The 10903-nt window shown below is 75.3% G+C and carries 8 protein-coding genes; 3 read left to right on the top strand and 5 right to left on the bottom strand.

Annotated features, from left to right (window positions below):
* The first annotated feature begins 98 nt into the window (after window positions 1–98).
* Complete coding sequence (locus G6553_RS09225) at window positions 99–926, top strand: fumarylacetoacetate hydrolase family protein (protein ID WP_166191313.1); 828 nt, start codon at window positions 99–101, stop codon at window positions 924–926.
* Here the strand turns inward: G6553_RS09225 and G6553_RS09220 are convergent.
* The 5 genes from G6553_RS09220 to G6553_RS09200 form a co-directional block, all read right to left on the bottom strand.
* Complete coding sequence (locus G6553_RS09220; RefSeq protein ID WP_166191312.1) at window positions 923–4399, bottom strand: SbcC/MukB-like Walker B domain-containing protein; 3477 nt, start codon at window positions 4397–4399, stop codon at window positions 923–925. The two genes, G6553_RS09225 and G6553_RS09220, sit on opposite strands and share 4 nt — an antisense overlap.
* Window positions 4396–5112 carry a DUF4194 domain-containing protein gene (locus G6553_RS09215; RefSeq protein WP_166191311.1) on the bottom strand — a complete coding sequence of 239 codons (717 nt, stop codon included), beginning with the start codon at window positions 5110–5112 and terminating at the stop codon, window positions 4396–4398. Before G6553_RS09215 ends, G6553_RS09220 begins: the two co-directional genes overlap by 4 nt.
* Window positions 5109–6641, bottom strand: a complete 1533-nt coding sequence (locus G6553_RS09210) for a DUF3375 domain-containing protein (RefSeq protein WP_166191310.1) — start codon at window positions 6639–6641, stop codon at window positions 5109–5111. The genes G6553_RS09215 and G6553_RS09210 overlap by 4 nt, the downstream gene beginning before the upstream one ends.
* An 82-nt stretch (window positions 6642–6723) precedes the next feature.
* Entirely contained in the window at window positions 6724–7698 is a 975-nt protein-coding gene (locus tag G6553_RS09205) for an MsnO8 family LLM class oxidoreductase (protein WP_166191309.1), read from the bottom strand.
* 38 nt (window positions 7699–7736) lie between these two features.
* Window positions 7737–9380: an ABC-F family ATP-binding cassette domain-containing protein gene (locus G6553_RS09200; protein WP_166191308.1), complete on the bottom strand. Its 1644-nt coding sequence runs from the start codon at window positions 9378–9380 to the stop codon at window positions 7737–7739.
* A 32-nt stretch (window positions 9381–9412) separates the two neighbouring features.
* On the opposite strand from G6553_RS09200, the gene G6553_RS09195 reads away from it, so the two are divergent.
* Together G6553_RS09195 and G6553_RS09190 are read left to right on the top strand one after the other, a co-directional pair.
* A complete protein-coding gene (locus tag G6553_RS09195) occupies window positions 9413–10156 on the top strand; it encodes a DinB family protein (RefSeq protein ID WP_347565601.1) in 744 nt (247 codons plus the stop codon).
* Between the two features lie 76 nt (window positions 10157–10232).
* Window positions 10233–10903, top strand: a 671-nt coding sequence (locus G6553_RS09190) for a hypothetical protein (RefSeq protein WP_207619561.1), incomplete at its 3' end; no start/stop codon positions are given.

Raw genomic sequence — 10903 nt, 5'->3', positions numbered from 1 at the left:
CCGCACCGTAGGGCCCGCGCGGCCCGCGGCGGCCGGACGGCGTACCGACCAGCGAGACCGGCCCCCGCCCCGCCGCCACCGGACGACACGCTGGTCCCGTGAGCGACCCCTACTCCCCCGACAACGCCGGCCGCACGGACGTCCCGGAGGCCGCGATCAGCGAGGCGGCCGACCGCCTGGTGGCGGCCTCCCGCGACGTGCGCCCGTGCGCGCCGGTCCGCGACCTGATCGGCTCGAACGACCTCGCCGCGGCGTACGCCGTGCAGTCCCACCTCGTCGCCGCCCGCCGCGCCGCCGGCGCCACGGTCGTGGGCCGCAAGATCGGGGCGACCTCGCTCGCGGTGCAGCAGCAGCTGGGCGTGGACCAGCCGGACTTCGGCTGGCTCTTCGACGACATGGACCTCTCCGGCGCCGACGAGGTGCCGATGTCGGGGCTGCTCCAGCCGAAGGCCGAGGCGGAGGTCGCGTTCGTGCTCGGCGCCGACCTCGACGAGGGCCCGCTCGACGCCGCCCAGGTGCGCGGCGCCGTCGACCACGCCGTCGCCGCGCTCGAGATCGTCGACAGCCGGATCGCCGGCTGGGACATCTCCTTCGGCGACACCGTCGCCGACAACGCCTCCAGCGGCCTCTACGTCCTCGGCACCGAGCGCCGCACGCTCGACGAGGTCGAGCCGGTCGACGTCACCATGCGGATGACCATCGACGGCGAGGAGGTCTCCACCGGCACCGGCGCCGCCTGCCTCGGCGACCCGCTCAACGCCCTGGCCTGGCTCGCCCGCGCCGCCCGCGCGTACGGCGAGCCGCTCCGCGCCGGCCAGGTCGTCCTCTCCGGCGCCCTCGGCCCCATGCGCGACGTGCACCCCGGCGCCACCGTCGTCGCCGAGATCTCCGGCCTCGGCTCGGTCACCGCGCGCTTCTCCGGCTAGGCGCCCGCCGCGTCCCGGATCGGCGTGATCCAGGCCTGGTGGGTGGCGCTGTTCTTGGTGATCGCGAGCAGCTCGTCCATGTGCGGCTCGAGGCCGGTGACCTTGTCGAGCGGCACGCCGACGACCAGCTGGAAGCCGAGCCCCCGCCACGCCTGGACGGCGCGGCCGGCGAACTCCGAGTCGGCCTTGACGAACCCCTCGTCGAGGAAGACCGGCGCGAAGCGCGGCCGCGACCGCAGCTCGTCGCCGAGTCGGAAGCGCAGCGCGGAGCCGACGATGAACGCCACGAGCTCCTGGGTCTCCCCGCCGCTCTTCTCGCCGAGGGTGCGGTACGTCGCGCGCAGCTCGCCGGTGAGGTGGTCGTAGCGCTCGGCGCTCACCTCGACGTGCCGGCGTACGTCGAGCAGCCGGTCGCGGTCGGAGGTGACGACCCCGTCCGCGCCGGGGGCGGCCGGACGCAGCTGGGTCATGAACCGGCTCAGCCGGGTGAACCGCTCCTCCAGGGCCGCCTCGTCCAGGTCGCCGGTCGAGCCCGCGGCGAGCTCGCGGAGGTCCTTCGCGAAGACCTGGACGTGCGCGGGCGAGAGCCGCCGCAGCCGGATCCGCAGCCGGTCCCGGGTCGCCCCGAACTCCAGCCGCCGCAGGATCGCGTTGATCGGCTCGAGCCGGTCCTCGATCTCCTCGATCGAGGCGGCCATCGCCCCGACGAGCGGCACCAGGTCCTGCCCGCTCCACTCGGTGAGCCGCCGCCGCCACTCCGAGCGCCGCTCGGCCAGCCCCGTGCCGCGCACCTGCTCGAGGATCGCGGCGTAGTCGGCGTACGACGCGGCGGTCGTGCCGAGGTTCGGCGACTCCCAGCGCGCCTGGTAGAGCCGGAAGATCGCCGCCAGCTCGTCGGCGACCCGGCGGGTCTCGGCCTCGGCGTCCGCGACGGCGGCGCGCAGGCCCTCGGCGAGCCGGTGCGAGGACTCGGGGAAGCGGGCGAGGTCCTCCGGGTCGGCCGGCGCGGCCGCAGCGGCGAGCTCCTCCGCAAGCGCGGCGTCCTGCTGCGGCGTCAGCACCACGTCACCGGCGGCCTCGACCGCCTCGAGCCGGTCCTTGACCGCGTCCTCGTCGTCGACGAGCGCGCCGTGCGCCCCGGTCAGCGCCCGGGCCTGCTGCTCCAGCGCGAACCGCTCGCGCCGCGTCGCCTCCAGCCGCTCCGCGAGCTCCTCGACCTGCGCCTGGAGCACCTGGAGCTTGTCGTCGGCGCCGAGCACGTCCTGCCGGCGCTGCTCGAGCTCGGCGGTGCGCCGCTCGCTTGCGGAGACGTCGAGGTCGTCGAAGCGCGCGCTCGCGACGGCGTCGTACGCCGTGCGGCGCTGCTCGAGGACGGCCGCGCGGTGGTCGAGGGTCGCCACCTCGGCGTCGAGCGCCAGCAGCTGCTCCTCCACCGAGGCCAGCTCGGCGTCGATCTCGGCGATCGCTTCGGCGTTGGAGAACCCGATGATGCTCCGGGCGTCGTTGCGACCGTGCGTGCCGCGGCGCCCGTTGCGGGTCTGGCCGGTCGGCGTGACCCGGAACCCGTCGCCGGCGAGCCCCGCGGCGTCCTTGACGCACAGCGCGTTGCGCGAGGGGTGGGCGACGTGCGCCTGGACCCATCCGGAGAACCGCGAGGCCTGGTGCAGCAGCTTGCCGGCGACCCGCTCGGGGTCGGCCGGGCCGAGGTCGGGCAGGTCGAGCTCGACGCCCTCGAAGGTGAGCCGGCCGCGCAGCCGCAGTCCGTCGATCGCGGCCGAGAAGTGCTCCAGCCGGTCGAGCGGCACGAGCATCAGCCGGGCGCTGCCGCCGAGCACGGTCTCCACCGCCGTGCGCCAGCGGGACTCCTCCGGGGCGACGTCGACCAGCTCGGCGACGTACGGCAGCTCCTCGGCCGACAGCCCGCTGGCGCGCGCCACCTCGGCACGCAAGTCGTGCATGCCGGCCGGCACGCGGCCGGCGCGGCTCTCCAGCGAGGCGCGCTCGCGGCGCAGCTCGCCCTGGCGCTGCTGCAGCGGGTAGCGCCGGTCGCGGGTGCCGTCGCGGTCGCGCTTGATCGTCTCCAGCGCCGAGCGGCACCCGGACAGCCACTGCCGCGCGTGCTGCTGGAGGACGGCGAACGCCTCGGCCGACATCAGCGCGCCGTCGAGGTCGAGCCCGGCGGTGTCGTCGCCGTCGGCGGCGGTGGCCGCGACGAGCGGGAGCAGGCGCTCCTGGAGGGCGGTGCGCCGCGCGAGGCGGTCCTCGCGGACCACCTCCTCCTGCTGGAGCGCGAGCCCCAGCGACTGCACGGTCGAGCCGCCGGCGGCGCGGTGCTGCTCCTTGGCGGCCTCGAGGTCGCCGAGCAGCGTCTGCTCGGCGGAGATCGCCGAGGCGAGCGCGTCGGCGGTGGTGGCGCGGGCGTCGCGGTTCTCCGCGACGGCCGTCTCGATCAGGCGCAGGTGCGTGCGCAGCAGCCACAGCCGCAGCGGGGTGTCGCCGGGCAGCGTGACGCCGTACGCGTCGAGGGCCGCGAGCCGCTCCGCCGCGGCGGTCCCGCGCTCGTGCAGCCCGGTGATCGGCTCGAGGAGCGCGAGCTTCTCCTCCTCGGTGCGCATGGCCGCGTAGGCCCGCTCGAGGTCGTCGAAGTGCTCGACGGCGCGGTCGGCGGCGGCGTACGTCGAGGGCCGCTCGAGCACCATCTCCTTGTAGAGCTCGTCGACACTGCGGACCTGGTTGCCGGCCTGGATCCGCGCCAGCAGGCGCAGCGCCGTGGCGCCGTCGCCGTTCGCGCCGATGCCGAGCCGCGCGTGCAGGACCGCGGCGAACTCCGCGTAGGTGCGGTGCACCCGGATGCCGGGGAACAGCTTCTTGAGCGTGGTCGCGTGGAACCGCTCGCCGACCGCAACCTCGAGCGTCCCGAGCGGCAGCGCGCCCTCGTGGGTCGCGAGCTGCATCTGCACGTCCGCCGAGCGGGTGGCGCGGCGGGGGACGTAGTAGGTGCGCAGCGCGGTGAACCGCCCGCCCTGGTCGTTGACGAAGGTCATCGCGACCGCGCCCCACGTGTCGACGCCCTGCCCGCGCAGCAGCCGCTCGACCGGCTTGCCGGTGCGGGGGTCGTCGACGACGTCGACCGCGCCACGGAGGTACGACAACAGGTTGCGCTGCCCGACGCCCCGAGCCCGGCCGGCGACAGCGTCGTTGGAAGCGCCGTTGAACTTGGTGTCCGAGGGCATCATCAGCGCGGTGTAGGCGTCGAGCACGGTGCTCTTCCCGACACCCGACGCGCCGGAGATCATCGTCGCGTCGCCGCGCAGCGGGATGGTCGTCAGGCCGCCGAAGCCGCCCCAGTTGACCAGCTGCATGAGCGCCGCGCGCCACTGCATCCCGTCGTCGGACGGCGTCTCGACGACCTTCCGGTCGAAGAGGCCCTCGGAGCGGTCGTCCTCGAGCTGCTCGATCTCGTCGATGCTCATGCCTGCTCCTCCGGCTCCTCGAACAGCGCCTCACCCGTCCCGACGCCGAGCGGCTCGTCCGCCTCGTCCCCCTCATCGGCGGCCTGCGGCTCGGCGTTGGCGCGGCGCAGCGACTCCAGCAGCTCCTGCAGCAGCTCGAGCGGCAGCAACGGCTCGATGGCCTCGCTGACCTCGAACCGGTCCTCGTGCTCGCCGGTGATCAGCAGCCCGGACTTGACCAGGCCGCTGACGGCGTTGCGGGCGCGCTTCTCGTCACCGGACTCGTCGGTGGCGTGCGGGGGCCGGAAGCCGGCCACGTGCTCGAGCAGGTCCTCGCGGTCGACGAAGACCCGCGTCTCCCCCGCGGCCGCGCCGGCGCGCAGGCGGTCGCGGAGGTGCACGAGCAGGATCGTCTCCTCGCGCGACCACGCGGCGTCGTACAACAGGGTCGGGAAGCGGCTGCCGGTCTCGGAGACGGCCTGGCGCTTCCAGGCGACCTCGCGGTCGCGGTCGATCGCGAGGTCGAGGAAGAGGTCGTTGAGCCGCGAGCGCAGCACCCGCTCGTGCTCGACGAGCACCTGCCAGTCGCGAGGGTGGGTGCGCGCGCTGACGAACCGCTGCTTGAGCAGGGTCACCAGCGCCTGCCGCTGCGCCTGCTCGAGCCCGCCCTCGTCGCCCTCCCAGAGCGAGACCGAGACCGGCTGGTCGGTGACCGTGTCGAGGTCGAGGCTCATGGGCGGGTCTCGCTTCCGGTGCTGGCGTCGGTGCTGGCGTCGGTGCTGGCGTCGGTGGGGTGGTCGGGGTCGGGCAGCGGCGTGCGGGGCACGGCGAAGGTCCGGCCGCTGCCGTCGGGCCGGACGGCGGCGAAGTCCTCGGTGACGTCGTCCTCGCCGGTCCACCCCCGGTCCGCGGCGAGGTGGAGCAGGCCGAACACCTCGACCGGGCGGCGCAGGTCGGCGTCGAGGCCAGCGAAGAGCTCGCCGAGCGTCGCGGGCGGGAGCAGGGAGGACAGCGCGGCGTCCACCCGGTCGCGCAGCTCGACCAGCCGCGGCCCGCCTTGGGCGACCAGCTCGGAGAGCGACAGCGGCGGCGCGTCGTCGGGGTCGGCGACCTCGATCCGGTCGGGCAGCACGTCGTCGGCGGGGTCGTGGAACCGCTCGCGGAGGTGGCCGACGTCGGCGCGCGCGGGGAGGAGGGGTACGCCGTGGGTCGCGCGCGGTCCGGTGGTCGCCATCCAGGTCACCAGCTCCGACTCGACCTGCCGGAGCACCTGCTCCAGCTCGCGGTCGCGGGCGGCGTCGCGCGAGACGATGTAGTCCTTGAGCGTGGCGGTGACCCGCGAGCGCTGCACCAGCACCCGGTCCAGGCCGTCGCGCACCAGCCGCACGGTCCCCCGCAGCTCGGCCCGCTCGGCGTCGCTGATCATTCCGTCGGAGAGCGGGTGCTCCAGCAGTGCGGTGAGGTCCTCGCGCAGCTGGGTCACCAGGCCGTCGTCGCGCAGCAGCGCGAACGCGCCCTCGAAGGCGCGCCCCTCCTGGGTGGCGGTCATCAGGGCGTCGGCGCGGGCCAGGTAGTCGTCGATGACCTGCCCGGCGGGGCGGTCCTCGGCGCGGAACGCCGCGAGGATCTCGCCGCGGATCGTCGCGAAGCGCTCCTCCACCCGCGCGAAGTCGCTGGGCAGCGCCGAGACCAGCGAGAGCAGCTCGGTGAAGCCCTCGAGCATGTAGTCCTCGGTCGCGCCCTCGAGGTCGCCGCCGTCGACGAGCCGGTCGCGCTCGGCCTGGAGCCGCGCGATCTCGGCGTTGAGGATGCCGACCCGCGCCGAGCGGTCGGGATTGGCCTCGGCGTTGAAGCGGCGCACCGTGCCCAGGATCGTCGCGATCCGGTGCTCGCTGAGCGTGGCGCGGTCGCGGGCGAGGTTCTTGACGAGCTCGAGCGCCTGCTGCGCGTGCGAGGTCAGCGTGTAGACCTCGCGCCCGTCGTCGTCGAGCGAGCGCACCAGCCACTGCCCGCGCATCCAGCGCTGGCAGATCTCGCGCCCGCTGCCGGCCGGCAGGTCGGTCTCGCCGGCCGCGCGGGCCTGGGCGAGGTGTTCCTCGACCTGCGTGTGCAGCCGGGCGGTCGGGATCGGCACGTTGTTGCGGCCGAACGCCTCGCGGAAGATCGTGATCACCACCGACGCCTGCCGCTGGTGCAGCAGCGTCAGGGTCGGCTGCGCGAAGGCGCGCCGGACCCCCGCGAGCTCGCTCGCGATCCCGCTCATCCGACCCCCTCGACGCCCCAGCAGCCGCCGATCATCCCAGGACGCGGTGCCGTCGCCGAAATGCGGACCTGGCGGACGCAGGTCAGCGCAGGAGCGCGGCCACCTCGGCGTCGGAGGCCGCAAGGGCGTCCCGGTCGTGGGTCGAGCCGCTGACCAGCAGCTCGTCGGCGCCGGTGCGCTCGACGAGCTCGTCGAGCCGGCGGCGCACCGTCCGCGCGTTGCCGGCCACGACGGCGTCCAGGCCGCGCTCGACGCGGGCGGTGTCCTGGGCGTCCCAGTCCTGCGCGCGGATGTCGGCGACCGGCTCGAGCGGGCCGAAGACGCCGGTGCGTCGCGAGCGGACCATCGCCCACACCTCCGGCAGCGCGAGCTCGCGTGCCTCGGCATCGGTGTCGGCGACCAGCACGTCGAGGGAGACGGTCAGGTGCGACGTGCTGCCGCGGTGCGGCACGAACGAGCGGCGGTACGCCGCCAGCCGCTCGCCGGCGTCGGGCTCAGCCAGCACCGGCCCGCCGGCCACCACCGGCAGCCCGAGCCGCGCGGCGACCTCGAGCCCGCGGCCGGTCGCGAGCACGGAGACCGGGACCGGCCCGACCCCGGCGGGTCGCACGGTGACCGCGCCGGCGTCCTCGAGGAGGTCGCGCAGCTCCACGACGTCCTCGGCGAACGTGTCCGGCTCCTCCGTCCCGCGACGCAGCACCTTGCGCACCGGCGCGGTGAACCCGACCGAGCGGCCGACGCCGAGGTCGACACGGCCGGGGTGCAGCGCGGCGAGCATCCGGAACTGCTCGGCGACCACGAACGGCTGGTGGTTGGGCAGCATCACCCCGCCCGACCCGATCCGGATCGTCGAGGTGGCCGCACCGACCGCCGCGAGCAGGACCGCCGGCGCGCCGGAGGCCACGCCCGGCACGCCGTGGTGCTCGGCGACCCAGAAGCGTCCGTAGCCGAGCCGCTCGGCCGCCACCCCCCGCTCGACCGAGTGGCCCAGCGCGTCACCCTCGGAGACGTCCGGGCCGGTGCGCGTGCGCGAGCGGTCGAGCAGCGAGAGCCTCATGTCCGGGTCCAACGCTCCCGGCGGGATCACGCTTCCCGTCAGGCCTCCCGGACCAGCACCTGCCCCGCGGTGACCTCCCACCGCTGGTCGAGCCGGACGTTCGCCAGCAGACGACGGTCGTGGGAGACGAGCAGCAGCGCGCCGTCGTACGACTCCAGCGCCTGCTCGAGCTGCTCGATCGCCGGCAGGTCGAGGTGGTTGGTGGGCTCGTCGAGCACGAGCAGGTTGACGCCGCGGGCCTGGAGCAGCGCCATCGCCGCGCGGGTGCGCTCGCCCGGGGAGAGTCGGCCGACGAGGCTCGCGACCTGGTCGGCCTTGAGCCCGAACTTCGCCAGCAGCGTGCGCACCTCGGCCTGCGTCATCTCCGGCACGACGGCCTCGAACGCCGCGCCCAGAGGCCGCTCCTCGTCGAGGCCGGTGCGCGCCTGGTCGATGACGCCGACCGCGACCGATGCCCCGAGGGAGGCCGACCCGCCGTCGGGCGCGGTGCGGCCGAGCAGGAGGTCGAGCAGGGTCGTCTTCCCCGCGCCGTTGGGCCCGGTGATGCCGATCCGCTCCCCGGCGTCGACCTGGAGGGAGACCGGGCCGAGCCGGAAGTCGCCGAGCTCGCGGGTCGCCTCGTTCAGCACCGCCACGACCGAGCTCGAGCGGGGTGCGGCGGCGATGTCGAACTGGAGCACCCACTCCTTGCGCGGCTCCTCGACCTCCTCCAGCCGGGCGATCCGCGATTCCATCTGGCGCACCTTCTGCGCCTGCTTCTCCGAGGACTCGGTGGCCGCCTTGCGGCGGATCTTGTCGTTGTCGGGGCTCTTGCGCATCGCGTTCCGGACGCCCTGGGAGCTCCACTCGCGCTGCGTGCGCGCGCGGCTGACCAGGTCGGCCTTGGTGTCGGCGTACTGCTCGTAGGCCTCGCGCGCGTGCCGCCGCTGGACCGCCCGCTCCTCCAGGAACGCGTCGTAGCCGCCGTCGTAGACCGTCACCTGGTGCTGCGCGAGATCGAGCTCGACGATCCGCGTGACGCACCGGGCCAGGAACTCGCGGTCGTGGGAGACCAGCACGACGCCAGCGCGCAGCCCCTGCACGAAGGACTCCAGCCGGGCCAGCCCGTCCAGGTCGAGGTCGTTGGTCGGCTCGTCGAGCAGCACGACGTCGAACCGGCTGAGCAGCAGCGCGGCCAGCGCCACCCGGGCCGCCTGTCCGCCGGACAGCGAGGCCATCAGCGCGTCCGGGCCCACCTCGGGCGCGAGGTCGGCGAGGACCGGGCCGAGGCGGTCGTCGAGGTCGGCGGCGCCGCTGGCCATCCAGTGGTCGAACGCGACGGCGTACGCGTCGTCCGCGCCCGGCTCGCCACTTCCGAGCGCCGCGGCCGTCTCCTCCATGGCCGCGGTCGCGGCGGCGGCGCCGGTGCGACGGGCGACGTACGCCGCCACGGTCTCGCCCGGCACCCGCTCGTGCTCCTGCGGCAGCCAGCCGACGAACGCGTCGCTCGGCGCCGTGCTCACCGTGCCGCCCATCGGCGCGTCCGCGCCGGCCAGCAGGCGCAGCAGCGTGGACTTGCCGGCGCCGTTCGCCCCCACGACGCCGACCACGTCACCGGGAGCGACCGTCAGGTCGAGCCCCTCGAACAGCACGCGGTGGCCGTGCCCGCCGGTCAGGTCCTTGGCGACGAGGGTGGCGCTCACCGGAGGAGCGTAGGCCGTGGCACGCTCGACCCGTGACCGGCCAGGAGCAGGCCCCCACGGCGTTCGTCGACGTCGACCTGCGCGGCGCCCGCTTCGTGCGCGCCGACCTGTCCGGGGCGGTGCTGCGGGGCGTGGACGTGCAGGGCATGGACCTCGACGCGCCGTGGCTCTCGGAGGACGGCGGCTCGCTGCTCGTCAACGGCGTCGACGTGGCGCCGTTGGTCGAGGCCGAGCTGGACCGACGCTTCCCCGGGCGTTCCGAGCGCCGCGCCACGACGCCCGAGGGGCTCCGCTCGGCGTGGGCCGCGGTCGAGCGGACCTGGACCGCCACCGTCGCGCGGGCCGAGGCGCTGCCGCAGGGCAGCGTCGACGTGGAGGTCGAGGGCGAGTGGTCCTTCGCGCAGACGCTTCGCCACCTCGTCATGGCCACCGACACCTGGCTCGGCCGCGGGGTGCTCGGGCTCTCGCTCCAGGAGGCGACCCACCCGCTGGGCGTGCCGAACGCGGAGTACGCCGCCGACGGCCACGACATGTCCGTCTTCGCCACCCGCACGCCCTCCTGGGGCGACGTGCTGCAGGCGCGGGCCGAGCGGGTCGCGATGGTCCGTGACTTCCTCGCCGACCTCACCCCCGAGCGGCTCACCGTGCCGTGCCGCCACCCCTGGGACCCCGTCTCCACGGTGTCGACGCTCCACTGCCTGCACGTCGTCCTCCACGAGGAGTGGGAGCACCATCGGTACGCCGTCCGCGACCTCGCCGCGCTGCAGCCGGACTAGTCGAGGCGCACCTCACGCCCCCTCATCTCGTTGTCCTGCCGTCAGGAACCGCCGCCCGCAGCCATCATGGAGCGACATGGACGACCGAGCACCCGCCGAGCGCCCGCGGCCCGAGCCGCGGGTCGAGCGCGCGCGCCCGGCCGACCGCGGGCTCGTCGCCCGCCTGCTCGAGGCGGTCGTCGCGGAGGACCCGTCGGTCGCGCCCGAGGTCGCCTCCGGGGCGTTGCGCGCCGCCCAGTGGCTGCAGCGGATCCCCACCGACTGGCAGGGCGTCGCAGTCCTCGACGCGGACGGCGTGCGGTCGGTCGTCGGGTACGTCGCCGTCTCCGCCGCCTCCGGCCCGGGGCGGCTGCTCGTCCACCCGGCGTACCGACGGACCGACCTCGAGACACGGCTGCTCGAGTCGGCCCGCGTCGCACTGGCCGAGGCCCCCACCCCCGCGCCCGTCGTCGTCGTGACGGACACCGAGCCGGAGCTGGTGCGCGTGGCACCCGCACCGACCAGCTGGCGCCAGCGGGTGACGGAGCCCGTCGGCGCCGTCGCGATCGTCGCTGCCGGTCTCGTCGCCGTGCTCGCCGTCCAGGTCGGCACCGGGCCGCTCGCCGACGTCGTACCGTTCCTCGGCCGCGACCGCAACGCCTCCTCCGAGCCCGAGGTCCGGGGCGACCGTGCCCCGACGCCCTCCCCTGCCTCGCCCTCCGCCGAGCCCGCGGCCGCCGTCCCCCTGCCCGGCGTCGTGCTCACGCC

The sequence above is a fragment of the Nocardioides sp. IC4_145 genome (genome assembly GCF_011250565.1).
GTDB lineage: Bacteria > Actinomycetota > Actinomycetes > Propionibacteriales > Nocardioidaceae > Nocardioides.
This window is presented reverse-complemented; position numbering and strand designations above follow the sequence as displayed.

What these genes read in the sequence shown, in the direction of transcription:
- G6553_RS09220 (WP_166191312.1), bottom strand. Translation starts at nt 4,399, where the DNA reads ATGAGCATCGACGAGATCGAGCAGCTCGAGGACGACCGCTCCGAGGGC.
- G6553_RS09210 (WP_166191310.1), bottom strand. Translation starts at nt 6,641, where the DNA reads ATGAGCGGGATCGCGAGCGAGCTCGCGGGGGTCCGGCGCGCCTTCGCG.
- G6553_RS09215 (WP_166191311.1), bottom strand. Translation starts at nt 5,112, where the DNA reads ATGAGCCTCGACCTCGACACGGTCACCGACCAGCCGGTCTCGGTCTCG.
- G6553_RS09205 (WP_166191309.1), bottom strand. Translation starts at nt 7,698, where the DNA reads ATGAGGCTCTCGCTGCTCGACCGCTCGCGCACGCGCACCGGCCCGGAC.